This is a genomic window from Kordia periserrulae (assembly GCF_003054265.1).
Lineage (GTDB): Bacteria > Bacteroidota > Bacteroidia > Flavobacteriales > Flavobacteriaceae > Kordia > Kordia periserrulae.
Map to the genome: position 1 here is coordinate 144134 of NZ_QBKT01000006.1, position 25697 is coordinate 169830.

General features: G+C 36.0%; 20 protein-coding genes and 1 tRNA gene. 10 read left to right on the forward strand and 11 right to left on the reverse strand.

All coding sequences use genetic code 11. The features are described 5' to 3' along the window. Window positions 1-14: 14 nt before the first annotated feature. The 3 genes from mnmG to C8N46_RS13420 are packed head-to-tail and all read right to left on the reverse strand — an operon-like array spanning window position 15 to window position 5767. The gene (gene mnmG / locus C8N46_RS13410; protein WP_108115422.1) at window positions 15-1886 is read right to left on the reverse strand and encodes a tRNA uridine-5-carboxymethylaminomethyl(34) synthesis enzyme MnmG; all 1872 of its coding nucleotides are present in this window, start codon (window positions 1884-1886) and stop codon (window positions 15-17) included. 40 nt (window positions 1887-1926) lie between these two features. Then, entirely contained in the window at window positions 1927-2349 is a 423-nt protein-coding gene (gene ybeY, locus C8N46_RS13415; protein ID WP_108115423.1) for an rRNA maturation RNase YbeY, read from the reverse strand. Beyond that, entirely contained in the window at window positions 2342-5767 is a 3426-nt protein-coding gene (locus tag C8N46_RS13420; protein WP_108115424.1) for a DUF4175 family protein, read from the reverse strand. The genes ybeY and C8N46_RS13420 overlap by 8 nt, the downstream gene beginning before the upstream one ends. Before the next feature lie 110 nt (window positions 5768-5877). Between C8N46_RS13420 and C8N46_RS13425 the strand changes: the two genes are divergently transcribed. Beyond that, entirely contained in the window at window positions 5878-6705 is an 828-nt protein-coding gene (locus C8N46_RS13425) for a hypothetical protein (RefSeq protein ID WP_108115425.1), read from the forward strand. Window positions 6706-6715: 10 nt separating this feature from the next. Here the strand turns inward: C8N46_RS13425 and C8N46_RS13430 are convergent, their stop codons facing one another. Together C8N46_RS13430 and C8N46_RS13435 are read right to left on the reverse strand one after the other, a co-directional pair. Then, window positions 6716-7288 (reverse strand): hypothetical protein, encoded by a 573-nt coding sequence (locus tag C8N46_RS13430; protein ID WP_108115426.1) that lies wholly within the window; start codon window positions 7286-7288, stop codon window positions 6716-6718. A 6-nt stretch (window positions 7289-7294) separates the two neighbouring features. Then, window positions 7295-9061, reverse strand: a complete 1767-nt coding sequence (locus C8N46_RS13435) for a hypothetical protein (protein ID WP_146169822.1) — start codon at window positions 9059-9061, stop codon at window positions 7295-7297. Between the two features lie 131 nt (window positions 9062-9192). On the opposite strand from C8N46_RS13435, the gene C8N46_RS13440 reads away from it, so the two are divergent. Then, the gene (locus tag C8N46_RS13440) at window positions 9193-10242 is read left to right on the forward strand and encodes an alkane 1-monooxygenase (RefSeq protein ID WP_108115428.1); all 1050 of its coding nucleotides are present in this window, start codon (window positions 9193-9195) and stop codon (window positions 10240-10242) included. An 84-nt stretch (window positions 10243-10326) separates the two neighbouring features. Continuing rightward, window positions 10327-11838: a glutamate--tRNA ligase gene (gltX, locus tag C8N46_RS13445; protein ID WP_108115429.1), complete on the forward strand. Its 1512-nt coding sequence runs from the start codon at window positions 10327-10329 to the stop codon at window positions 11836-11838. Window positions 11839-11935: 97 nt separating this feature from the next. Here gltX and C8N46_RS13450 read toward each other — a convergent pair whose 3' ends face one another. Next, complete coding sequence (locus C8N46_RS13450; protein ID WP_108115430.1) at window positions 11936-12586, reverse strand: outer membrane beta-barrel protein; 651 nt, start codon at window positions 12584-12586, stop codon at window positions 11936-11938. Window positions 12587-12679: 93 nt separating this feature from the next. Between C8N46_RS13450 and C8N46_RS13455 the strand changes: the two genes are divergently transcribed. Then, on the forward strand, window positions 12680-13618 hold the full coding sequence (locus C8N46_RS13455; protein WP_108115431.1) for an SPFH domain-containing protein: 939 nt from the start codon (window positions 12680-12682) through the stop codon (window positions 13616-13618). Between the two features lie 189 nt (window positions 13619-13807). Next, a complete protein-coding gene (locus C8N46_RS13460) occupies window positions 13808-14335 on the forward strand; it encodes a hypothetical protein (protein ID WP_108115432.1) in 528 nt (175 codons plus the stop codon). Between the two features lie 410 nt (window positions 14336-14745). On the opposite strand, the gene C8N46_RS13465 is transcribed toward C8N46_RS13460, so the two are convergent. Beyond that, entirely contained in the window at window positions 14746-18366 is a 3621-nt protein-coding gene (locus C8N46_RS13465) for a S8 family serine peptidase (protein WP_108115433.1), read from the reverse strand. Window positions 18367-18852: 486 nt separating this feature from the next. Next, on the reverse strand, window positions 18853-20895 hold the full coding sequence (locus tag C8N46_RS13470) for a glutamine--tRNA ligase/YqeY domain fusion protein (protein WP_108115434.1): 2043 nt from the start codon (window positions 20893-20895) through the stop codon (window positions 18853-18855). Between the two features lie 208 nt (window positions 20896-21103). Here C8N46_RS13470 and C8N46_RS13475 point away from each other — a divergent pair, with 208 nt between their 5' ends. From C8N46_RS13475 to C8N46_RS13485, 3 genes are all read left to right on the forward strand, one after another. Further along, a complete protein-coding gene (locus tag C8N46_RS13475; protein ID WP_108115435.1) occupies window positions 21104-21313 on the forward strand; it encodes a zinc ribbon domain-containing protein in 210 nt (69 codons plus the stop codon). A 125-nt stretch (window positions 21314-21438) separates the two neighbouring features. After that, window positions 21439-21798 carry a dihydroneopterin aldolase gene (gene folB, locus C8N46_RS13480; RefSeq protein WP_108115436.1) on the forward strand — a complete coding sequence of 120 codons (360 nt, stop codon included), beginning with the start codon at window positions 21439-21441 and terminating at the stop codon, window positions 21796-21798. A 67-nt stretch (window positions 21799-21865) separates the two neighbouring features. Continuing rightward, window positions 21866-21939, forward strand: a tRNA-Cys gene (locus C8N46_RS13485). A gap of 68 nt (window positions 21940-22007) precedes the next feature. On the opposite strand, the gene C8N46_RS13490 is transcribed toward C8N46_RS13485, so the two are convergent. Further along, window positions 22008-22652: a LysE family transporter gene (locus tag C8N46_RS13490; RefSeq protein ID WP_108115437.1), complete on the reverse strand. Its 645-nt coding sequence runs from the start codon at window positions 22650-22652 to the stop codon at window positions 22008-22010. A gap of 501 nt (window positions 22653-23153) precedes the next feature. After that, entirely contained in the window at window positions 23154-23825 is a 672-nt protein-coding gene (locus C8N46_RS13495; RefSeq protein WP_108115438.1) for a head GIN domain-containing protein, read from the reverse strand. 162 nt (window positions 23826-23987) lie between these two features. On the opposite strand from C8N46_RS13495, the gene C8N46_RS13500 reads away from it, so the two are divergent. After that, entirely contained in the window at window positions 23988-24182 is a 195-nt protein-coding gene (locus C8N46_RS13500) for a hypothetical protein (protein ID WP_108115439.1), read from the forward strand. A 172-nt stretch (window positions 24183-24354) separates the two neighbouring features. On the opposite strand, the gene C8N46_RS13505 is transcribed toward C8N46_RS13500, so the two are convergent. Further along, a complete protein-coding gene (locus C8N46_RS13505) occupies window positions 24355-24669 on the reverse strand; it encodes a YbjQ family protein (RefSeq protein WP_108115440.1) in 315 nt (104 codons plus the stop codon). A gap of 109 nt (window positions 24670-24778) precedes the next feature. Between C8N46_RS13505 and C8N46_RS13510 the strand changes: the two genes are divergently transcribed. Further along, a complete protein-coding gene (locus tag C8N46_RS13510; RefSeq protein WP_108115441.1) occupies window positions 24779-25657 on the forward strand; it encodes a hypothetical protein in 879 nt (292 codons plus the stop codon). Window positions 25658-25697: the final 40 nt, after the last annotated feature.

Consider the following 25697-nt stretch of genomic DNA (forward strand, 5'->3'; position numbering starts at 1 on the left):
AACACTTGCGTTTTTTATCTATTCAAATATACCAACATCACACTAATATCACTTGGCGAAACACCACTAATCCGCGATGCCTGTGACAAGTTTACAGGACGAATTTTAGATAGCTTTTGTCGCGCTTCCATCGACAGATTTGTCAATCCGTCGTATTCAAAATCGGCTGGAATCTTGACGCGCTCCAAGTTATTTAATTTGTCCGCATTGCTTTTTTCTTTATTGATATACCCTGCATATTTTACCTGAACTTCCGTTTGCTCTAAGACATCTTTGTTTAAATCATGTTCCGAAATATATTCTGAAACAGACGCAACTTTTCGCATATCGTCCATGCTGATATTTGGACGCGCAAATATCTTAAACATCTTGTCTTGCTGCTTTACTGTAGACGACTTTTTCTCTTCTAAAATCGGATTGATTTCTTCTGGTTTAACACTTGTTTCTCTAAAGAATTGAATAAACGCTTCAGATTTTTGCTTCTTATCTTCCATTGCGCGCAAACGTTCTTCACTAGCCAAACCGAGTTCATAACCAACAGGCGTCAACCTGAAATCTGCATTATCCTGACGCAATAACGTTCTGTATTCAGCTCTTGAAGTAAACATACGATACGGTTCTTCCGTTCCTTTTGTGATTAAATCATCAATTAAAACTCCGATGTACGCTTCGTTTCTTTTTAGGATAAATTCGTCGCGTTCTTGTACTTTTAATGCAGCATTAATTCCAGCCATCAAACCTTGCGAAGCTGCTTCTTCATATCCAGTTGTTCCGTTGATTTGTCCTGCAAAAAACAATCCATCTACTATTTTAGTTTCTAGCGTATGCTTTAATTGCGTTGGTGGAAAATAATCGTATTCAATAGCATATCCAGGTCTAAAGAATTTGACATTTTCAAAACCAGCCACAGATTTAAGAGCTTTGAATTGTACGTCTTCTGGAAGCGATGTTGAGAAGCCATTTACATAAACCTCAACCGTATTCCAACCTTCAGGTTCCACAAACAATTGGTGTCTATCTTTATCTGCAAAACGATTGATTTTATCTTCAATGGAAGGACAATAGCGCGGTCCAATCGACTTGATTCTTCCGTTAAACATAGGCGATCTGTCGAAACCTTCACGCAGTAAATCGTGCACTTCTGGAGACGTGTAAGTCATGTGACAGGCACGTTGTTCTTTGAGTGGTTTTGTTGCTTTTAGGTAGGAGAATTTATCAGGATGTTCGTCACCTGGCTGAATGATCATTTTAGAATAATCTAACGAGCGACCATCCACACGTGGCGGCGTTCCTGTTTTCATTCTACCCGATTCAAAACCTAATGCAACAAGTTCTTCTGTAATTCCCGTTGCTGCCTTCTCTCCTGCTCTTCCACCACCAAAATTTTTATCGCCAATATGAATCAATCCGTTGAGGAAAGTTCCATTGGTTAGCACTACCGTTTTGGAACGAATTTCCAATCCTAACGAAGTTTTTACACCTTTGATTTTTCCGCCTTCTATGATTAATCCGCGTACCATTTCTTGATAGAAATCTAAGCTTTCGGTACGTTCTAACATCAAACGCCATTCTTCTGCAAACCGCATTCGGTCACTTTGCGCACGCGGCGACCACATGGCAGGGCCTTTCGATTTGTTCAACATTTTGAATTGTATCGCAGAGTTGTCTGTTACAATTCCACTATAGCCACCAAGTGCATCTATTTCGCGCACAATTTGTCCTTTGGCAATTCCACCCATGGCAGGATTGCAAGACATTTGTGCAATGTTTTGAAGATTCATCGTAATGAGCAACGTTTTGCTTCCCATGTTGGCAGCCGCAGCCGCAGCTTCTGAACCTGCGTGTCCAGCACCAACCACAATCACATCATATTCCGTAGTAAACATATTCTAACGATTGAAATTCTTATAATTTTTATTGAGTCATTTACGATTGTTCCACGTGGAACATTTGAAGTTTTTCGTTTTCTTTAGCGGTCATTTCATCTTGTTCTGTCTCGGTTTTGTCTTTGTATCCACAATAGTGCAAAACACCATGAACCATCACGCGACGCAATTCTTCTTCAAATGAAACCTTGAAATCTTCAGCATTATCAGCTACACGTTCCACAGAGATAAATATATCGCCGTGCAGTTCATTTCCAACCGAATTGTCAAAGCTAATGATATCCGTTAACGTGTCGTGATTTAGAAATTCTACATTCAGTTTGTGTAGATAATCGTCGTCACAAAATATATAATTGATATCACCTTCACGCTTATTTTCTGATGCGATTACGTTGCCAATCCAAGCTTGAATTTGTGCTTCATTTGGAAGCTCGAATTCTGTTTCATAATGAAAACTAATCATCCTTCTTTTTGAAATACTCTTGTACTTTCTTTTTGTAATTATTTCGCAAAGGTAATACTTGTCTGTTTAATATTTCAATTTGATTGAAATACTGTCGCACATCAGGCATTTTTTCGTTTGTAGTATTGTTATAATCTGTACGATTTGTGGTAGATTCTCGTTTGGATTCTTTCTCTTGTTCGAAAGCAGCTTTGTCTAGTTTTTGCAATTGATATTTGAGCTCAATCATCTTTTTCATGGTTTCGTCATTAAAGCCTCGCTCTAATAATTCTGTTTCTACTTCCTCCATTTGTTTCAACAATTCCACCGCTTGTGGGTCGTTGATTTTTTCTCCAAATTTATCTTTCAATTGCTGCTCTAATTGATTGCGTAATTGTTGTTGTTGCTTGTAAATATCATAGAGTTTTTCAGATTCGTATTCGCTTCCACTACCAGATCCGCCGCCAGTTTTACCATTTTCTCCATCTTTTCCTTCTTTTTCACCTTTGCCTTTGTCTCCTTCTTCCTTGCCGCCTTCTTTGCCATCTTTTCCGTCTTTTCCTTGCCCTTCTTGCTTCATTCCTTGCTGCATCTGTTTATTGATATCTTCCTGCGATTGAATGATGTCTGGCAACTGAAACCCTTTTCCTTGACCTTGATTTTGTCCACTTTGTCCCATGCCATTTGAACCTTGTCCTTGCCCTTGTCCCATACTTTGATTCATGTTGTCTAAGGCTTCGCTAAGAAAGTCTGCAAGTTTGTTGGTAGATGTCAACGCATACTGCTGAGAAGCAACGCCACGATAGACATTGTTTTCCGCTAATTGCTCTAAAGATTTGTCAATATTGTAATAAATTTCTGTAATTTCACCATTGATGCGTTCTGAAATTGTTGGCTGACGTAACGACAAAGCAAACAAGCTATCATCTACGTGTTCAAACATTTTACGAAGTTCTTTTTGGCGTTTGAGCTTTGCTGCATAACTCGCATTAGTGTTGTCAATTTCTTTAAAACCGTTCATCAAATTTTCTTCATCAAAAGAAAATAATAACAAGTTGTCCAATATTTGACGTAACATTTCAGCGTCTTCTTGTATGCTTTCTTGTCCGCTCATTTGCATCGCACTTTGCATACTTTTGCTCATACGCTGCATTTTTTGTGCTGCTTTTTTCTGTTTTTGTTGAGCACTTTTCTGCTGCTCACTTTTTTGTTGTTCACTTTTGGACTCTTCACTTTTTTCCAAATCGTCCGTAGCATCTTGCTGTTCTTGTTTGATGTCTTCTTCGTCTTCTTTGCTGCGTTCTAAGTCTAAAGGTTTTTTGAGTTTGTTATTTTCTTCATCTAATTCGTCCATTTGCTTTTGCAAATCTTCAAACTTTTTATTCAGCTCTTCTTGCTTTTCTTTGGTATTTTCTTCGCCCGTTTTTTTCGAAAGTTCCTCCTGCTCTTTTGCCAATTCTTGTAATTCTCGTTGAATTTTCTCAGCTTTCTTCGTTACATAATAACGTTTGGTCAACTCTAAAATTTGTTGCAGATTCTTTTTAATGTTTTGTTGTTGCTTTCCGAGTTCTTCTAACTTTTCTTGTAATTCTTCTTCACTGATTTTTTCAGCTAATTTTTTTAGCTCTTCCATCAGTTTTTCGTTCTTCTCCAATTCCTTTTGTTGACGTTCTAGACGTTCTTTTAACAATTCTTTATCAACATCATCTTTTGTTTCTTCTTTTTGAAATTCTTCTAAGTTTTGTTCTAATTGCTCCGAGAATTTCTTCATCATTTCATCACTTTGTTCTTGTCGTTGCAAGAATTTTTCCAGCTTTTTACGATCGTTGAAATTCAGTTCACTTTTCTCTTTTTGATTTTGCGTAATCTTTTTGAGTTCGTCTTGTTGCTTTTGTAATTTTTCTAGGGATTTATCTAAATCTTTAATAGTTTCGTTTTGCTGTTGCAACTGCTCTGTTTGCAATTCCGTATCCGTTAATTTTCTATAATTGAATATTTCACTTTTTACTTTTTTTCCACCACGAATTCCATCGTTGTCGGTCAATTCAAAATAGAATTCATAATTCACGCCTTTTGCTAACTCTAGATTTCCTGGAAATGTATATTGAAATTGGTCAATGTTTGAGGTACTAATTGGAATGTTTTCTTTTGACTTCTCCTCTACGCGTTCGGCTGGATAATACACCAACTGCAAACGCTTTAAGCCGTAATCGTCCGACACTTGTCCTAAGAAATACATCGTTCTTCCGTCAATAGAATCGCGTTTGGATTGTAATTCCAATTTTGGATATTCATCACGAATCACGTTAATGTTAAATCCTAAATTTTCATAGTTCTGAAGTTCATCATTACTTGTGCTTATTTGATAATCCAATTGCTGAAAAATGCTCTTTTCAAGCTTGAATTCGTCTGCTTCTTTGGCAAACGTATAGGTAGAATCTTTTGAGATTAATTCTAGTTTGTTGGTTTGTTTTGCCTTGGCTTGCCAAGTAATTTTAGTGCCTTCTGGAATGGTTGCGTTCCCTGTGCTTTGTAGTACTTCATCTTTTCGTTTGGTGTACGCAGGATAATCCAACACCATTTGAAAATTCACCAACGATGGTACTTTTACTACATCTAACGTATAGGGTTTTGAGGTAACTTCATTCGCGTTGAGCGTAAATGTAGTTGCTTCTTTGGGTTGTGTAAAGGTGTATTCAAACGTTCCAATACCTTTGTTTTGAAGGAAATAGGTTTCATCATCTACGGTGATTTGTACTTCCTCGGGAATGACATCGCCCAACGTTTGTACTTTTAGTGTATATGACTGATTTTCAATAGCTTGCAAACTATCATTGACAACGATAAATTGGAAAGGCGCTGGCGGTTCATAGGCGGTTTTGTAGTTGACCACACGCTCGTAGCTTTGGCTAAATAACGAACTATTTCCCGAAATCCACACAAAAAGCACAATGGCTAATGGTAGCAGTGCATATTTCGCGTATTTAATATTTTTCTTGAAATTAATCGCTACTTGAAACGGAATGGGTTGTAATTCTTTCGATTTTTGTTCGATACTTGCCAACAGCAATTCCGATTCTTGAGACGCTTCTGACAGTTGCAAAACGTTCAACAATTTGTCATTCACTTCTGGGAAATGATTCCCGATAATGGTAGATGCCTCTTTGAAACTGATGCCTTGCTGCAGCTTGAATAGTTTTGTCAACGGCAGCACGATGAATTTCGCGAAAAGCGACAACTCTACCGCAATAAAAATCCAAAATAAGGCTGTTCGTGCGCCTGTGCTGAGCCATAGAAAATGTTCCACCAATAGCGTAATGATAAAATATAAGAGTCCGATACTAAAAAATAGTATGGCTCCTTTTATGAGTTCGTTTGTGTAATATTTGGTCACAAACTGACTTAATTTCTTCTGTATGTGTTCGTATGCCTTCATCATATAACTGATAAAAGTAACATATTTAGCGAATTAATAGTATGCAGAACTTGTTAAAGATTCTGTAAGATTTTTGAAAAACATCCTACTAAGGCAACATAAACAAGCCAATTATGAGAAATTTTTATACGATTATCGCACTTTTTTGTTCAGGAATCGTGTTTGCACAAAGTCCTTGGACACAAGAAAAAGGAAAGTTTTACACACAACTTTCGTTCACAACCATTTCAAATTATGATGAAGTTTTCGGTACTCCAGACTATCAAACCGACCGTGAAATTACCGACAATACCCTACAATTATATGGAGAATACGGAATATCAAACAAAACAACGTTAATTTTTAATGTCCCGCTAAAGCTTATCAGTACAAACGATGTGGTTGGTGGCACAGCTTTTATTTCGGAAGATTCAAAGACTGCCTTTGGAAATATTTCGGTGGGAATTCGTCATCAGTTTTACAAGAAAAAATGGTTGATTTCTGGACAATTGAATATCAAAGCCAACACCAGTACTTTTGAAGCCGCTTCGGGCATTAGAACGGGAGAAGATGCATGGAGCTTTACGCCTACCCTAAATATTGGACGCAGTTTTGACAAATTTTACATTCAAGCCTTTACTGGAATTGATTTGAGAACGAACAATTACAGCAACAATTTTAAAATTGGTGGGGAAATTGGAACCAAAGTACATTCTAAAATTTGGTTAATTGGTTTTGTAGATATTGTCAATTCGTTCAACGATGGCGATGTGAACTTACCTTTGTCCAATCTCGCGACAGCGTTATACGTCAACAATCAAGAATACGGAGCGTTTGGCTTGAAAGCCATTGGAGAAATCAACAATTCGTTTGGAGGAATTGTAACGTTTGGTGGCGCATTTTCAGGAAATAATGTTGCCAAACAAGCCGCGTTGACGTTTGGGTTGTATAAGCGGTTTTGAATACTATAATCTAAATCCAACGCAATAACGCACCATAAATTTTCCATACATTATTTTCTTTTTTATAAATATTTATAAAACCAGCTCCGCCTTCGGAGTTGCTTGGAACAAGTGCATATTTTCCATCCTTAGTGAAAACTGGTAAAGCCGCATGATATGTATGATGATCATACAGTTGTACCAAACGACTTTTTTTAGCATCCCTTTCTCTTTTAGATTTGAATTTTTCAGAAATAAGTTCTTTTTCAAGTAATTCTATGTGAACTTGAAATTTTTGTTGCTTATAATATGCTAAGGCATCATCATCAAAAAATTGCCCAAATATTTCTTTATCAGCTCCAGGATTTTGTGACTCCAATTTATTTTTAATTGATAGATTAAATTCCTCCCTAGGGTGAATTTGAAAATAAATAAAATCTTTTTTATACCAAGTTCTTCGTTTAGAATTAAGAGTAAACTGGGTGTCAAGATGTAGTTTTAAGACTGCTTTAATATCCTTCAATCTAGTTTGCTCAGCGTCTTTAGTTGCTACACAAGATATAACTACACCGAAAATTAATATTATGATTATATATTTTTTCATGAGTTTTCAATTACAAGGTTCTGTGGTATTTGGTATTACGCCATTAGGTGGAATAGTCACTTCATCATTTTGATTAATGAGATATGTTTGTGATGTCCCCTGAAGTTCTGCCAAACCTATTGCTATAATTTCTAATCGCTGAAAATATGAAAATTCATTTTCAAAATTAGGAGTCTCTATCATAGAGCTTGAAGCCCAAGTTAACTTTTTATAATAACTTAATGGTAATATATATCCCTTACTATCTCCATAGCTTTTTAGTGCTAATGCCAGTACATCTATCAGACCAGTCATAAACTCATGTTGAATATTATTTAAGTCTTGTCCAGATTGTTGACTATCTGCTTGACTTGAAGCCTGTAAGGTTGTATAAGCTACTACTAACTCTGTAAAATCAGGGTCCGAAGATTGGGTTTGTAGTAATCCAGTTTGAAACAAATATGCTAATACGGCATGAACACTTTCGTGAATTGCGTTTCTAGCTATAATCAAATCCGACGATGTTACAAAATATGCCTTATTAAATTCTGTTTTCACTGTACAATTTCCTTGAGTACATGTTGGAAAGGGATCTGTAAAAGCACTCTCATTTGAATTTGCTGCAGGAAAAGCAGTTGCCTTTATTCTGTATGTAAACTTGGTATCATCATTGAAGGCATTTTTAACCAGTTGTACAATAGCTGCTGAACTGTTAAACGTAGATTTAATGATTTTAGCATGACATGGATGTTCCATCATCGTGGAATCAATAATAATCCTATGTTCGTAGTTTACCTCTTCACCTTTTAAGCAAGCTCGTGCCGCTTCTATTCCAAATAATTTTTCTTGATTGCCGCATCCTTCCGTATTTAAAAAATTATCTAATTTATTTAGACAGAAACTATTTGCTGATCTTGAAGTTAGAGAATCTAATAAACTTTGTGGCATCGTTACATTATTGCCTCCAATATTGTATGCTCCATTCATACATTCAATAATTCTATCTAAAGCCGTTTCATCGTCTAAAGGTACGGTTTCAGTTGTATTGTCATCATCATTAGGATTTGTAGCTCCTCCGCCTGATGTTCCACTATCATCGGACGTATTTCCTGCGCCGCTATCTACATCTACTAGCTCTGGTGTTGTTGGGCAAGGTTCGTAAATGACGTGAATGGTGTAATGAGAGCTTGTCCCATTACACATGCCTGGTGCATGGTCATCTCCTGTATTCCCAAAACTACATTCCCAAACTCCGTAAGCACTTACAATACAATCATTATTTGCTTTTTGGGAAATCAAGTCATCATGGTGAATCGTAAAGTCTGAAACCGCTTGAACAGTTCCCTCAAAATAGGAGTCATTTGATGAGGAACTTTCACGTACATACTTTAAAACCTCAGACTTTGTAACCTGTTGTTGATTATCTACTGTTAAAACTAAATTATAGAATTCATTTTCAGAAGTTTGCTTTTCTATTTGAAACGTATAAAAAGTTTTATTTTCTTTTTGAATCATAACAATATTATCGACCAAAATTCTAAAGTTTTCATTTGAATTTTTTTGTCTCGTGATATCAAAATATGTATTAATCGAAAAATAGTTTTTTTCTCCAACATGATTTCTAAAGTCATTTAATGATATTCTTCTAACTTTAGATACGCCTTGATACTCAAAAGAGATTTCTTTATCACTCTGACAATTCAAAAAAGAATTACTAATTGAAATAACTATAAGAATAATTACAAATCTTCTAATTTTTAGCATAACTCCTTCAATAAAGTCATAAATATACACAAACCTTTTAGTTTTACATATATTTCTTACAACTTAGCCATAATCGTGCTCAAATCGTTAGTATTATACTTTAATTTCATTTCAAAGAAAAAAATGGTACTTTTAAATGCTTGGAACTTAGAAATGAAATCATGAAAGATTTAAAATATATAGCCGCATTTTCTACACCTGTAGTTGCTATTATTGCGTTGTATTTGCGCGGTTATTATACATTTTTGACACCTATATATGCTTTTGGAATGATTCCGTTGATGGAATTGATTTTTTCGCAAAACACCGAAAATTTATCTGAAGAAGAAGTTGCAGAAAAGTCCATCAACCCAATTTTTGATTGGTTACTATATTTGAACATTCCTGTAGTTTTTGGCTTGTTGCTAGTGACACTTTTAAATGTTTCTAGCGGAATGTACGAAACCTACGAACTCATTGGACTCATCTTTTCAACGGGAATTGTGTTAGGCTCCAACGGTATCAATGTGGCACATGAACTTGGTCACCGACAAACAAAATACGAGCAGTTTATGGCAAAATTACTACTCTTGCCTTCGTTGTACATGCACTTTTTTGTAGAGCATAATTTTGGACATCATTTACACGCCGCCACCAAAGAAGATCCTGCAACCGCGAGATACAATCAAGTTGTGTATTCGTTTTGGATTACCTCAACAGTTCGCCAATATGTGAATGCTTGGAACATTCAACAAAACTTACAAAAGCGTGGAAACTTCTCTTTTTTCTCGTTTAAAAACAACATGTTTTGGTTTACGCTGCTGCAGATAAGTTACTTGGCGAGTATTTTCTTTTTCTTGGGAAGTTTGGCACTTTTGTTTGCTGTAGCAAGCGCTGTGGTGAGTTTTTTACTCTTAGAAACCATCAACTATATAGAACATTACGGATTGCTCCGAAAAAAACTAGCATCAGGTCGTTACGAGCGCGTACGCGAAATTCACTCTTGGAATTCCAATCATGTAATTGGACGTATTATATTGTACGAACTCACACGTCACAGCGACCATCATTACAAAGCTTCTAAAAAATATCAATTGTTAGATTGTCACGAAAAAAGTCCGCAAATGCCTTTTGGCTATCCAACGTCGATGGTTATGGCGCTCATTCCACCGTTGTGGTTTAAAGTGATGAACAAGCGCATTCCGCAAGAAATGGTTTCACTAGCAAAATAGCATAAAAACCCTCAAAAATTAAAACTTTGAGGGTTTCACTTTTCCTAGTACCTTTGCGCTTTATAATCATTTACCAAAAAATCTATGACTCAAAAAGTTCGTGTTCGTTTTGCACCGAGTCCCACAGGACCATTACACATTGGAGGCGTAAGAACCGCCCTATTCAATTATCTATTCGCCAAAAAACACGGTGGCGATTTTGTATTACGTATTGAAGATACCGATCAAAACAGATTTGTGGAAGGTGCCGAACAATACATTGTAGATGCATTGGAATGGTGTGGAATTCCGTTTGATGAAGGCATTGGAAAAGATGGCGGATTTGGTCCATACCGACAAAGTGAACGTAAGCATTTGTATAGAAAATATGCCGATGAACTAATTGAAAAAGGACATGCGTATTATGCTTTTGATACTGCAGAAGCGTTGGATGCTCACAGAAAAGAACATGAAGCTAAAGGCAAAACCTTTATTTACAATTGGCACAATCGATTAAAATTGACGAATTCTTTGTCGCTTTCGGCAGAAGAAGTACAAGCAAAACTGGATGCGGGCGAACCGTATGTCATTCGTTTTAAATCGCCACAAGGCGAAACCTTACATTTACAAGATATTGTGCGTGGCGATGTCGAAATTGATACCAATATTTTAGATGATAAAATATTGTTCAAAAGTGATGGAATGCCCACCTATCACCTAGCGAATATTGTGGACGACCATTTAATGGAAATTACGCACGTTATTCGTGGAGAAGAATGGTTGCCTTCGTTAGCATTACACAATTTACTGTACCGTTCTTTTGGTTGGGAAGCACCTCAGTTTGCGCATTTGCCATTAATCTTAAAGCCCACAGGAAAAGGAAAACTCAGCAAGCGCGATGGTGCTAAATTTGGCTTTCCCGTATTTCCAATGGAATGGCATGATGATAAAGAAGACCAATTGTATTTAGGCTTTAAAGAAGAAGGCTATTTTGACGATGCGTTGATAAACTTTTTAGCCTTTTTGGGATGGAATCCTGGAACGGAACAAGAAATTTTCAGTCTGGAAGAACTAATTGAAGCATTCGAATTGGAGCGTATCAACAAAGCAGGTGCACGATTTGATATTGACAAAATGCAGTGGTTCAATCAGCAGTATATGCATCATAAATCGAACGAATATTTAGCGAAATCGTTTCAAGCATTGCGCCCAGAATTGAACGGAATTGATATCCAATATATTGAAATGGTGGTTGGTCTTGTCAAAGAGCGTGTTTCGTTTGTAAAAGAATTGTGGGATGAAAGTCACTTTTTCTTTGTCGCGCCAACAGAATTTGATGAAAAAGCCCAGAAAAAAGCCTTAAAAGAAGGTACAGACGATATTTTGCGCAAGTTGATAGACATTATTAATTCAACAGAAGAGTATACCGTAGAAAGCTTGCAAACCAATATCAAAGGTTGGATTACTGACAACGAAATTGGTTTTGGAAAAGTCATGCAACCGTTGCGTTTTGCCTTAGCTGGCGCATTAAGTGGTCCAGATTTGTTTACCATTATGTTTATGATTGGAAAACAAGAAACCATCAAGCGTATTGAGAAGGTTTTGGGGATGTTGTAGAAATTTAGAATGCTGTTATGCGATGCTGAATCAAGTTCAGCATGACTCAATTCAATATATAAAAAAGAGCGCCAATTAGCGCTCTTTTTACGTGTTATTACAAATAGAAAGTGGCTAAAACACTCAACTGTTCTATATGTCCTTTTAATTGTTGATTATTCACAGATAACTTACTAAGAACGTTGGAAATTCCATATTCGTATTGCAACGAGATTTTAAAAGATTGAAATCCTGCCGAAACACCTATAATTCCCATGATGTTTACACGATTGGTTTGTCGCGCTTCTTTGGCAGTAAATGTGTCGTATCCTTGTAAAATATAGTCTTCAAATTCACTGTCAACTTCAAATTTTTCCGAGAGTTGTAACGCTGGACCAAATTCCACACTAAAATGTTTCTCGCTGATTTTGTAACTTCCCAACACGCCAATTTTCGCCGCCAACAAATTGAACGGAATTTCGACATTTTCAGACAGTAAGGTTTGTCGTCCCATCACATTGAATTCGTGAAAGTTTAGATGCAAAAAATACACCATATCAACGTGTCGAGCAACAGTTCCGCGCGTTGATAATCCGGCTTGAAAACCTGTGGATTTTGTCGTAACTAAATCATCCGTTTTTATATCAAATTGATGAATTCCTGCGGAAATTCCTAAACGATTGTAATTGTCGTATCGCCCTTGTGAAAAAGATTTTGTAACAAAAAGTATGGTAATTACTACTAATATCCTGTAAATAGATTGTTGCATTTGGGGAAACTTTATATTTAAAGTTGGCAAATGTATCTTTTTTTACACAAAAACAATTATTTTTATATACTAACATTTTAAATACTACACATTATGCCATTAAGTCCAACTGCTATTGTTTTAATAGTTGCTGCTGTCATTTTTTTGATTGCTACTTTTTTTATTGTAAAACAACAAACAGCCGCCATTATTGAGCGTTTCGGTCGTTTCCAAAGTATTCGACAATCAGGATTACAATTAAAAATTCCGCTCGTTGATAGAATTGCGGGAAAGCTAAGTTTGAAAATTCAGCAATTAGATGTGATTGTTGAAACCAAAACTTTAGACGATGTTTTTGTACGATTGAAAGTTTCTGTACAGTACATGGTTATTAAAGAAAAGGTATATGACGCCTTTTACAAGTTAGATTATCCGCACGATCAAATTACATCGTATGTATTTGACGTAGTGCGTGCCGAAGTTCCAAAAATGAAATTGGATGACGTCTTTGTGAAAAAAGATGACATCGCCATTGCGGTAAAAGCAGAATTGAACGATGCTATGATGGACTATGGATATGATATTATTAAAACACTGGTAACTGATATTGATCCTGATGCGCAAGTAAAAGCTGCCATGAACCGCATTAATGCTTCCGAACGTGAAAAAATTGCTGCACAATATGAAGGTGATGCACAGCGTATTTTAATTGTAGAAAAAGCAAAAGCAGAAGCGGAAAGCAAGCGTTTACAAGGTCAAGGTATTGCCGATCAGCGTCGTGAAATTGCGCGTGGTTTGGAAGAATCCGTAGAAGTGTTGAATAAGGTAGGAATCAATTCGCAAGAAGCGTCTGCGTTGATTGTTGTAACACAACATTACGATACTTTACAATCCATTGGTGAAGAAACCAATAGTAATTTGATTTTATTACCAAATTCTCCACAAGCGGGAAGCGACATGCTCAACAATATGGTAGCGAGTTTTACAGCAAGTAACCAAATTGGAGAAGCCATGAAAGAAGCAAAACGCAAAAAAGGCGAATCTGATAAATAATTATTTATAAAAACACGTAAAAGGCTGTTTTTTTAAAGTTTTTAAACGTCATTCTGAGCTTGACTCAGAATCTCATCATCCTAATTTTTAGCTGTTATGAGAAACCGAACTTGATTTGGTTTGACGAAATTTTACTTTAAAAACAGCTTTTTTTATGTGTATATTTATACCCAATCACAAACTAATATTATGAAAAAAATCACTTTACTCCTATTTATCTTTTGTGCTACTCAGGTGTTTTCTCAAAGCCTCACTACTTTAAAAGGAAGTGCAATGCGCGACGCGATGGCTGCTTGTAAAGCGACCTTAGAACAAGATTTTGAAACCTTACTCACGTATACACATCCAAATATTTTAAAAGCTGCAGGCGGAGCGGACGTTATGGTAGAATTTTTAAAATCAACTTTTGACCAAATGAAGGCAGAAGGTTTTAAATTTGAAATTGCACAAACCAAGTCCGTATCGGATGTTGTAAAAGAACAAGGAGAATATCGTTGTTATGTAGAAAATTACAATGTCATGAAAATGAAAGATATGCGTATTTTTTCTACGAGCTATATGATTGGCTTTTATAATGAAACAACTAAAAAATGGACATTTGTAGAAGCGAAAGAAATGAAAAACACAGGTTCTGTAGCTACCTATTTTCCAAATTTTAAAACAGAAATGAACATCCCTGAGAATACAATGGAAATGAAAAAAATTAATAAGGAATAATTTTTCGATACTTCTTACCTTTTCGAATTGCTTCGAAAGTATTGTATAAAATTCGGCTTACTTTTTTACAAGACGATTGTCATAAAAATGCTGACAATTTGATAGAAAACTAAAAAAGTGAGTCGTTTTTTTATGAATAGATTCAAAATTTTTCAAAATACGCTTCAAACGGGTTTTTTCTTGTTTTAAGCTGGTTTTTAGCTCAGTTTTTTGACTTCTCACTAAAGTGGTTTAAATATTATTTTTCATTCAAGAAAACGCACCTAAAGAAGTTGTTTTTAATAGTTGCTACTTATAGTTACAAAAGAATTCATCGAGAAAGATTATGGTGTGTTTTTTCATGAAAAAAATCCCAAGAACACAATTGCTCTCAGGATTTTTATAGAATGGTTGGATTGGTGTTTATCGTTTTAGTTAACAATCAATTTTTTAGTCACCATTTGATTGCCCACTTTAATTTTTACAAAATATAATCCAGTTCCGTATCTAGAAACATCTAATTTTTGACGTGCGTTTGCATTGAAACGCGTTTCTTCAATTTTTGTGATGGTTTGTCCGATACTGTTTAACAATTCAATTTCATAGGTATTTCCAACAGTTGTGTTGATAACTACATCCACATTGCTTGATGCTGGATTTGGATACATAGAAATTGCTCCTTCCAACGCGTTTTCTCCAACAGATAAGGTTGTTTCTACGCGTAAGTTATCAATATACATGTTATTACCAAAACCGTTTACGTGTGCAAAACGAAGTAAGACATTGTTTCCAATATACGCATCTAAATTCACTGTTTCCGTTCTCCAATCGGAAGCACTTGTTGGTGAAAAAGGATTGGTATCGTCTGGAACTGTTGCCAAATCGGCACCGTCTTTAAAGTAGATTTGTGTGTACGTTGCGCCACAATCTGTAGAAATATCAATACGTAAATCATCTGAATTAGTGGCGCTGTATTGTGCTTTTGCTAAATCGAACATTAGCGTAGCATCCGTCACGCTTGTTAAGTCAAAATACTCCGTAATTAACCAATCTTGCTGACCGACAGCACTACTATAATTGTAAGCATCAATAAATACTGAACTTGTTGTATTTCCATCAATTCCCGTGATATTAAGCGCAGGAACCCACGTTGTAGAACCGTCAAAATTCGTAATTGTCCAATCGCTTGGAATCACACTTGTTGATTCAAAATCTTCCGAAAAGTTGATTGCCGTTCCGCTAATCAATGCATTAAAGCTAAAAGTTCGCTCGTCATTATTTGAAAATTCATCACCCGTCAACGACGTCCATACACGTAATGTTGTATCGCCATTGGTGGTTACTGTTGCTGGCGTAGTAAATACATACGTATCTGTAGCACCAGCATTTAACGTTGCAGTATACGTTTCATTTACAATGGGTTCAGAACCTACTTGATACGAAACTGTAAAGTTTGACTGTGCATCTGTACCTTCGTTTTCGATATCTGCCGAAATGATGATTGGATCGGTATTGCAAAGTTTGTCAAAATCACTTTCGGTGTTGTTAATAGCAGTTACAGCCATATCTTTTGCTAATGGACAGTTAAACAATCCACCGTTTCCTTGATTCACAGTTACGGCGTTGGAACGAAGTGATTCCCATCCGTTTCCTCCTTTAGCAACTACAGAAACCCATAATGGATCTAATGGATTTGGAATAGCAACATTTAAACTTGTTGCTGTAGTACTTCCTGCAATTTCCATGTATTTTTCTCCTAAAATATATACATCGTAGGTGCTTGCTCCTGGTACAGGTCCCCAAGTGATTTCTGCACCCGACGGACATACTTGCGTAATGGCAACTCCTGTTACACGTCTTGCAACCGAAAAGTTTGCTGGAGATTGATCAGTGAATGTACCATTTGTAATTCTGATAAGACATTCTCCCGAAGAAAGGTTGTTTGGAAGATTCCAAGTATAGTTTATTGATGAAGCTGGCAATGTTACTAATGATGTCCACGTAGCTCCGTTATCTTCAGAAAGCTCAATTACAGTGTTGCTAGTAGCATCGTTTGCATCCCAGTGAATTATTGTTTGAGAACCAGAAACTAGTTTTTCTCCACCAACTGGATACGTTAATGTTAATCCGTCTGTAATGATTTCATATACCAAGTGATATTTTTGTGGTCCTACAGGAACATTGAATCCTGTTACGCTCACATTGTACGTTCCTGCTGCTGGATTGTCAATTAAAACCTGCTCCATATTGTTTAAATGATCCGTTCCTCTTGAAGCTGGAAGATTTAAAAATGCTGCGTTTGGTGTGGTGTCTAATACCCAAGGTTGATGCGTTGTCATACTTGGGTCGGTTACTACCACGTCTAAATCATTTACTAAGGCTGTTGCTGCTCCAGAAGCTGCAGGAGCATCATCCCAATACACCATAAAACGAACTTCTCTTGTATTGGCTGGAACTGTAATTGAGTGCGAATTGTTAGCTCCTTGTGAAACAGTTGCGTCTAAATAGCGTCCTTCTTCAATTAGCATCGCTGCTCGTAATCCATTTACCATTCCCCAACCAAAACTAAAGTCTGGACCTTCATTTCCATAATCGTTTGCCGTGTTGAGCATCGCAGCTTTAATCAAACCTGACTCTGGTAAGTTTCCACTATTTAAGTTTGCATACGCTTCGTACAACTGTGCTGCTACTCCAGCAATTCCAGGTGCGGCTCCAGAAGTTCCTCCAAATGTTTGATAATTATTGTTGGTTGTGGTTGAAATTTGTCCTTGTCCGTGTGCTGTAATATCTGGTTTGATTCGTCCATCATATGCTGGTCCACGACTACTTGAGCTTACCAATTGTCCATTAAAGAAGGTGTTTGCGGTTGCGATTCCGTTTTTACCTTGTTTTGCTCCACCAGTAATATTTCCCCAGCCAGCTCCTGCTCCATATCCACAGTTGGATGTTCCTGAATTTCCAGCCGAAAATACATGTAATGCCGAAGGAATGGTGCTAATTTGCTCATCAACCGTTCTAGCGGCTGCTGTGTAACCACCATTACAAGTTGTTCCGTACGAGTTGTTCGTAATTTGAACATCGCCACTGTTTAGTAAACTTACCGTTGGTCCGTCTAAGAAAGAAACTGCTATGGTTGTAACATATACTTCACTTCCTGCTGCCATTCCGCGGTTGGTTGGATCTAAATTTCCAGCTCCAGCCATAATTCCAGATACACCATCACCGTGTGTTCCTCCGTTAGAAGTTACTAAAGTGTTTAATCTTCCTTGAAAGTCAATGTGTGGTCCTACAATTCCGTCATCGCGAACCAATACGCCTACTCCTGCTCCTGTATAGTTTCTTCCTCCAAGTGTTTGTGTGTCTAAGTTAGATGAACGGTGAATGCTTCTCCCTCTATCGTCTTCTAAAACAGCTGGTGGCGGAATTAATTCTACCCATTTAATGAATGGTTTTGATACTACCTCGTCCATCGCATTTGATGGAATGGACACTTGAATATAGTTACTAGACGTGTAGTTTTCTTTGATGTACACGCCGTTAATGTTTGAAAGTTGACGAAGTACATAACTTTTATCAATAAAATCATAATATTCCAACATCACTACAATATTGTTTCCTTCAATAGCGTGGTCGTCTATATTGTTGAACTTGATTTGTGATGATTTTTTAAAGTTATCTTCAACTGGAATGATAGAAATAATTCCTGAAGATTGTAAATACGAAATTGCTGTATTTTCAGGAAAATGCACTAAGTATGTTTTTTCAGGGAAATACTCAATAAGTCTGAGATTTCTTTCTGCAAATTGATTTTGAATGGCTTGCGTTGGTGTTTCGCTAAAGCGAACCCATGCAAAATATCCATTATCAAATTTGGCTGATTGTGGCATCAGATTCCAATTGAATGATGTAATGTTAGTTGGCATAGTAATGACCTCATCTTGAAAATACACGGTATTTTGTGCAGACAAAAAGGTACAGTTTAATAGAATTACTGCCACTAACATAGGAATGAAAGAACTAGAAAAGCTCTTTGTTAGCGTAATTTTTTTCATGACAATTTTTGTTTAGTTTGTAAGGATCTAAATCTATTTTTTTGATTCATCGAGGCTTTTTTAATGATAAATTTTTATTAAAAATGTATTTAGCTCGCTAATATAATGATTAGTTCGCAAAAAATTGTTAAGATTTTTAGTGATAGCGTTGATTTATATTCATCTTTTTTAGGTATTTAGCTCGATTTTTTTGTTGGCTAGTCATATTTTGAAAATATGATGCATCTGTTTTATGATATACATTTCGCTTAATTTTCTTTTAGCTTAGAAATATTCTTGTCTTGCGACAGATTGTGTAGCGAGAATTCTACAGTAGTGATGCATCAGTTTTGCCAATTATTCAAAATATCACATTCTATTCGTTTTTTGTGACGGTTTTTTATGGAACGAATAGGATAGGAGTGAAGCCTTATTTTGAAGGTATTTTTAAACAAAAAAAGACTGTACGTTTTTGTACAGTCTTTTCAAAATATAATGTGTAATGTGTTATACCTGTTTTGCCTCAGCCACTAAGAGTTCATTTTGGTCTTCCAACGCTTTTTCTATGAATTCGTTGATGCTTTCGGTACGTTTTTGACCGTTTTTCAACAACACACCGAGCGTTAGCATGGCTGCAATGCGAGTTCCCGCTTTTTTGGCTGCTGTGTCAAATAACGGTTCTAAATCTTCAAACACAACGTTTTCAGCTAAGGTTTGAATCTTTTGTTTTGCTTGTTGCTGCTTTTCTTCTGGAAGATTGGTGTACTTTTTTCCTAATTGTTTGATTTCCTCAATTGGAGGGCGTTGGTGTTGATTTTTTTGTGATTTATGCTGCTGAGGTTGTTGTGGTTGTTTTTCCTTTGGTTTTTGTTTCGCCCACGTATCACGCAATCCAACGGTTTTGTTGAAAATTAGCGTATCTGTAGTTGTATCTTCGTCCACACAGAAATAGCCCAAACGTTGAAATTGAAAACGTTCTCCAATAGTTGCTTCTTTTAAATATGGTTCTACAAACGCATTGACAATGGTTAACGAATTCGGGTTGATGAATTCCATAAAATCCTTGTCTTTGTGACCATCTGGCGCTTCATCCGAAAATAAACGGTCGTACACACGAACCTCAGCATTGACAGCATGTGCAATAGAAACCCAGTGCAAGGTTCCTTTGACTTTTCGTAAACTTGCTTCCGTTCCGCTTCCGCTCAAACTGTCGGTATCATACGTACAGTGAATTTCCAAAATATTTCCATCAGCATCTTTTACAACCGATTCTCCTTTGATGATGTATGCGTTTTTGAGTCGCACTTCTTTTCCAAGCGTTAAGCGGAAAAATTTACTACTCGCTTCTTCTTTAAAGTCTTCACGTTCAATGTATAATTCCTTAGAAAACGGCACTTTTCTATTGCCTGCACTTTCATCTTCTGGATTGTTTTCAGCATCAAGCCATTCTTCTTTTCCTTCAGGATAATTCGTAATGACCAATTTCACAGGATTCAACACCGCCATCACACGATTTGCCGTTTTGTTTAAATCTTCGCGAATGCAAAATTCCAATAATGACACATCAATGACATTTTCACGTTTGGCAACACCTACTGTTTCTACAAATTTTCGAATGGCTGCTGGCGTGTATCCTCTTCGGCGTAAGCCAGAAATGGTTGGCATGCGTGGATCGTCCCAACCAGCTACAATATTTTCATTGACCAATTGGAGCAATTTACGCTTGCTCATGATGGTATAACTGAGATTCAGTCGTGCAAATTCGCGCTGTTTTGGTTGTAACGGATATTCATCTTTACTGTAGTTATATACCAACTCTTTAAACCAATCGTACAGCTTTCTGTGTGGCTTAAATTCTAATGAACATAAGGAATGTGAAATTTGCTCAATGTAATCACTTTCACCATGCGTCCAATCGTACATTGGGTAAATACACCAATCATTTCCAGTTCGGTGATGATGTGCGTGTAGTATTCTGTACATAATTGGGTCGCGCATGAGCATGTTTGGATCTTCCATGTCAATTTTGGCGCGCAATACATGTGTTCCAGCTTTAAATTCGCCATTTTTCATACGTTGGAACAAATCTAAGTTTTCTTCCACGCTTCGGTTTCTAAACGGACTATTGGTGCCAACTTCCGTTGGTGTTCCTTTTTGTTCCGCCATCGCTTCTGACGATTGCGAATCGACATAGGCTTTTTCGTCTTTTATCATTTGAATTGCCCAATCGTACAATTGCTGAAAATAATCTGAAGAGTAACATTCGTTTGCCCATTGATATCCAAGCCACGAAATATCGCGTTTGATAGCATCTACATATTCCTGCTCTTCTTTGGCTGGATTGGTATCGTCGAAACGAAGATTTACAGGCGCGTTGTATTTTTCGCCCAAACCAAAACTAATTCCGATTGCCTTTGTGTGCCCAATGTGTAAATACCCATTAGGTTCCGGTGGAAATCGAAAACGAAGATGTTCTTTTGGCATTCCATTTGCCAAATCTTCTTCTATAATGTGCTCAATAAAATTGAGTGATTTTGTTTCTTCAGACATTATTTTATTTTGAAATACTTGTTAAAATAGAACGTCAAAAATACGGAATTCAAGCGAATATTTATAATAAAACCCTTTCTTACTGTACGATTGTTAAAACTTGTATTGATGGAGCATTTTTGTGTTTTTAAGAGCAATGGTGCGTTGTAACAATTACTCGTATAAATGCACTAATTGGATGTATTGTTTAACATAAATCATAAAAATCATGCAACATCGGAATTATTCGTGCCTAAAATGTCATAACAGAACTTTTAAAGTAGGAGAGTTGAGAGCTACGGGCGGAACGTTTTCTAAAATATTTGACATTCAAAATCAGAAGTACACTTCCGTTACGTGTGAGCGTTGTTCGTACACAGAGTTTTACAAAACAAAAACAAGCGCTATTAGCAATGTTTTTGATTTCTTTACCAATTAAAAAAACTTAGCAACCATTCGTTTTAGCATAGAAGTTTAGTCGTTGCTTTTTCTAGATTTTATTACAACTTGGCGAGTTGATAGTTTATCAATTAAGCCGTATTTTTGCACGATTAATTATTGATTATGGGAATTATTCGTGTTACGAATATCCGTGTGTATGCTTTTCATGGATGTTTGAATGAAGAAACTAAGATAGGAAGCGACTACAGAGTTGATGTTGCTGTAAAAGCCAATCTTCAAGTTTCTGCACAAAGTGACCGATTGAAAGATACGGTAGATTATGTGCATGTCAACAGAATTGTAAAAGAAGAAATGGCGATTCCGTCCAAACTTTTAGAACATGTTGCCAAACGTATTTTGAATCGTATTTTTGATGAAATTGCTATTGCAAATGAAGCTACGGTTGAAGTGTCTAAAATTAATCCGCCTATTGGTGGTAATGTGCAAATGGTGACTATTGAAATGACTTCTACAAGGTCGTAGGAATATTATTTAAAAGTTCTTTTTTGTTGCATAGAATGTAAAATTAGTTAAATTTGCAATCACAAATGGCGTCGTGGCCGAGTGGCTAGGCAGAGGTCTGCAAAACCTTGTACAGCGGTTCGAATCCGCTCGACGCCTCCAAAAAAAGAAAACCTTCTGATAATCAGAAGGTTTTTTTCTATCTGTATTTTTTTTTGGCTTTTATGTTTTTATAAGATTCGCGAATAGCCGCCTTTTATAATCATAATGATACCAAAAACGATAATGATAATACTCACCCATTTTTTGGCTTTGAAGATAAAACGCGGTGTCATTTTACTTTTTAGTTTTTTTGCCAGCATAATTTTGGAGATATCCATCACTAGTAAAGTCACTAAAATAGTTGTGATAAAAATGAACAATCCGTATTTGGTATCGCCTGTAATTTTACTTGCTGTAGCAATGGCAACAATCCAACCTGCCAATACGCCAAAGTTGATAAAGTTGAGAAAGAACCCTTTTACAAACAATCCAAACAGATTTTTTCGCGTATCTACGCTATAGTGTTCGCGCACTATTTTTCGAAATGATTTTGAGGTTTTTATATAGGAAATGACGCCATACGCGCACAAAATTAAGCCTCCAAAGATGATTAAATTAGGATCGTCTTTTATTTTTTCTATTAATCCTGATGTGCTGTAATAGGCAAAAATAATGAAGATAATATCTGCAAAAATAGCGCCTAAATCGAATGCTAAGGCACTTCGGAAACCTTTGGTAATGCTAATTTCTAATAACAGAAAAAATATAGGTCCAATAGCAACAAAGGATAAAAATAATCCGTATAACACTGCGTATTGTAATCCGTCAACCATATAACAAATGTAGTAAAAGAGATGTAATTACGGCTTTTTATATTTCATTTCTGGTGTTATTTTTTTGACTTTTCTTTCTTTTTGTATGTTTTAAATGTTTTTTTGGTATAAATTGAAGCTTGAAAAATTTAATTCACAAAAAAAACGTCCAAATGGCAGTTTGAACGTTTTCTATAATTGATTGATGAATGGTTTTGTTGCTGTGTTATTCTAACATTAGTTCAGTATAATTTTTTACTAAAAAAGTTTATTTCTTATCAAGAAAAATAAATGCAATCATCCTAATTTCTGTTGCTTATTTTCTTATTCTTTGCTTGCCCAAAGAAAAGAAACAAAAGAAAGGGCACTTTTCCAGAGGTGTTTTTGCTTTTTCTTTTAGGAGAAAAACCAAAACCGCATGAATTTTTCTAAATTTCTTCCAAGGTTTCAGAAATTTTAACGAAAAATCCCTGCTACACTGCGGAAAAGAAAAACCACTGTTACTATAATGTCAAACTCAATTTATTTTACTTTGATTTTTCCTCCAAAAACTTTGTCTTTTTTGATGGTGGTTGGATCGCCGTGAATTTCAATATATCCACCTGCTCTTACTTTAGCATCTGCTAATACCGAAGCCGAAACGTATGCTTCGCCGCCAGCACTTACTTTGACTTTGGTTTGCTCTGTTAGCAATTTTTTTCCTTCGTAAATTCCGCCCGTATTCAACACTACTTCTTGATGTTTTACTTTTCCAGAAATTTCAATAATTCCGCCCGAAACCGCTCTTGAATCTAAGTTATCCACTTCCAAATTAGCAATGATTCTTCCGCCTTCTTGAGTTTTTAATTTTAAATACGGTTGCGTCATGGTTTCGTTTGCCACAATTACAGCACCTTCATTCGCGTCAATAATGTCAATATCTTTGTAATATACTTCTACAAAAGTTTCAGAGCCATCGAAGATTCTATCGAATTTCATGCGAATTTTGAGTTTTCCGCGTTTGTTAACAATTTCGACATCTTCAGTATCAGCTCCTGTAATCACAACCTTATCTTCGTTGGATTTGATTAGATTGATTTCTATTAAATCGAATACTTTCACTTCATCAAAATCTCCTACTTGTTTTTCTATGGGTGTTTGTGCAAAAATTGTATAGGTAATTGCACAAAAAATAAATGTGAATATATGTTTCATATCCTTTGGTTTTAGTATTTGTCAGTAAAGAGTATGTACAAAACGCTTTGTTACAGTTTTTATTGAATTTTTTTCTAATTGTTTATGAATTACGGTTTTACCATACTTTTTGTTGGTGAATGTTTGGTACTTTTAACTGTATTAACTTAAAATTTTCTAATCATGAAAAAAAAGAATTTAACATCGTTAAAGCTTAACAAGCAAAAAGTTTCTGAATTGAATCACGATGAAGTTACAGGTGGAACAGGAAGTTTTTATTCCTTTGTACCAGGACTTTATTGTGGTGCCGGACCAACTACAAGCTTTGGTGACATGGCATGTGAAGTAGCATGTTTATGTTGGGATGAAGATTATTAATCTTTTAAACATTATAAAACGAAACCCTGATGTATGTACATCAGGGTTTTTTGTTTTGTAAGGATTTTTATTATTTAAAAAAGAAATTTAAAAATAGTAACTATTTTGTTTTCAGTAAATTATCGGTTAAAAAAGACCAATATGTCCCGTATATGTCCCAGAACGATAGTTTTTACTTCAATTTTACCGCAGTTCCTGTAATGCTTACCATCACAGCGCCGCCCGCACTGACTTCCATATCTACATGAATTCCTACCACGCCGTCAGCATTGAGTTTTTCAGCATTTTCCTTGAGCTTTTGAAATGTTTTTTCCTTGACTTCTTCGATTGCTGATTCTACATGTGAATAGTATTTTTTCATGCTAAACATGTCTTTGAACGACATGCCTTTGTAACTGTAGTTGATATTGTAGGTCATGCCAGAAACCAACCCTACATATTCTATAATTTCTCTATTTTGAAAACTGTCTGTTGTGGTAAAAATCATATTGCTATTAGATTGTTAATTAATACTTTCTACAAAAATACACGTTTTTCATTTTGTATTCATACCAATAAAAAATGTATCTTGTTTAGATTAGGTAATATATCTTTTTATGGGAAGAGAAATGCATCATAATGATTCAAAAGAGCAGAAGTCTTCAAATTCATCTCCTTTTATCAAACCGAAAAGTTCGGGCGTTATACAACGAAAAATTGCCCAGCATGGAGATGTGAGAAAAAATATTGCATACTGGAAGCCTATTTTACAAAAAAGAAGAGCACTTCTCACCAAACTTATCACTGAAAAAAGTAATGAAAGCTTTGAACATGATTTTCGATTTTTACTGCCGTTAGCGCATCGCTTGATGGAACAAGGCGGATTTGACAAAGGAAATACCGAATTGAACAATCCGTACTACTTACAATCAAAAGGTGATTTAGGCTATGAAGCCCTTACCAAAGATGAAGCGCATGGAAAACAAACGTCAAATTTTGGTAAGTTTTCTACAGAGCAAAAAGGTGTTGAAGCCTATTTAGAACAACTAGAAAATAACAAACACAACGATGGTGACAAAACCTGGGTTGGTGCATATCTTGCTATTATGAAAGGAAGTTCTTTTCAAGATTTTATAAGAGGTTTACAACCTGATGGCAATGTCGCAAAAGGACGAAACTATTCTACAAAATATACTTATGTAGTTCCTGATGATAAAAAAGATACTCCTGTAGGTACTTTTGGAACCATGATGGGCGGTATGAAACACAGATTGACCAACTTAATACAAGATTTTATTGCCATAAATACGTATGAAATAGCACAATTACAAAAGGAAATTGCGCAAGAAGATGATTTTTATGAAACCATCCCTTTACACGATCGCATTGAATATTTACAAGAAGACAGTCGATTGTTACAAAAGGTTTTGACTGAACTGAAACAAGATGCAAGTTGGTGGAAACAAAATCATAAAGGAGTTTCAGTTCAACAATAAAAAATATAGTATGGATTCCTACCTTTGCAGGAATGACATG

Bases quoted from the DNA above. Each gene is read 5' to 3' on its own strand.
- mnmG (WP_108115422.1), bottom strand. From the start codon at position 1,886: ATGTTTACTACGGAATATGATGTGATTGTGGTTGGTGCTGGACACGCA.
- ybeY (WP_108115423.1), bottom strand. From the start codon at position 2,349: ATGATTAGTTTTCATTATGAAACAGAATTCGAGCTTCCAAATGAAGCA.
- C8N46_RS13420 (WP_108115424.1), bottom strand. From the start codon at position 5,767: ATGATGAAGGCATACGAACACATACAGAAGAAATTAAGTCAGTTTGTG.
- C8N46_RS13425 (WP_108115425.1), top strand. From the start codon at position 5,878: ATGAGAAATTTTTATACGATTATCGCACTTTTTTGTTCAGGAATCGTG.
- C8N46_RS13430 (WP_108115426.1), bottom strand. From the start codon at position 7,288: ATGAAAAAATATATAATCATAATATTAATTTTCGGTGTAGTTATATCT.
- C8N46_RS13440 (WP_108115428.1), top strand. From the start codon at position 9,193: ATGAAAGATTTAAAATATATAGCCGCATTTTCTACACCTGTAGTTGCT.
- gltX (WP_108115429.1), top strand. From the start codon at position 10,327: ATGACTCAAAAAGTTCGTGTTCGTTTTGCACCGAGTCCCACAGGACCA.
- C8N46_RS13450 (WP_108115430.1), bottom strand. From the start codon at position 12,586: ATGCAACAATCTATTTACAGGATATTAGTAGTAATTACCATACTTTTT.
- C8N46_RS13455 (WP_108115431.1), top strand. From the start codon at position 12,680: ATGCCATTAAGTCCAACTGCTATTGTTTTAATAGTTGCTGCTGTCATT.
- C8N46_RS13460 (WP_108115432.1), top strand. From the start codon at position 13,808: ATGAAAAAAATCACTTTACTCCTATTTATCTTTTGTGCTACTCAGGTG.
- C8N46_RS13465 (WP_108115433.1), bottom strand. From the start codon at position 18,366: ATGAAAAAAATTACGCTAACAAAGAGCTTTTCTAGTTCTTTCATTCCT.
- C8N46_RS13470 (WP_108115434.1), bottom strand. From the start codon at position 20,895: ATGTCTGAAGAAACAAAATCACTCAATTTTATTGAGCACATTATAGAA.
- C8N46_RS13475 (WP_108115435.1), top strand. From the start codon at position 21,104: ATGCAACATCGGAATTATTCGTGCCTAAAATGTCATAACAGAACTTTT.
- folB (WP_108115436.1), top strand. From the start codon at position 21,439: ATGGGAATTATTCGTGTTACGAATATCCGTGTGTATGCTTTTCATGGA.
- C8N46_RS13490 (WP_108115437.1), bottom strand. From the start codon at position 22,652: ATGGTTGACGGATTACAATACGCAGTGTTATACGGATTATTTTTATCC.
- C8N46_RS13495 (WP_108115438.1), bottom strand. From the start codon at position 23,825: ATGAAACATATATTCACATTTATTTTTTGTGCAATTACCTATACAATT.
- C8N46_RS13500 (WP_108115439.1), top strand. From the start codon at position 23,988: ATGAAAAAAAAGAATTTAACATCGTTAAAGCTTAACAAGCAAAAAGTT.
- C8N46_RS13505 (WP_108115440.1), bottom strand. From the start codon at position 24,669: ATGATTTTTACCACAACAGACAGTTTTCAAAATAGAGAAATTATAGAA.
- C8N46_RS13510 (WP_108115441.1), top strand. From the start codon at position 24,779: ATGGGAAGAGAAATGCATCATAATGATTCAAAAGAGCAGAAGTCTTCA.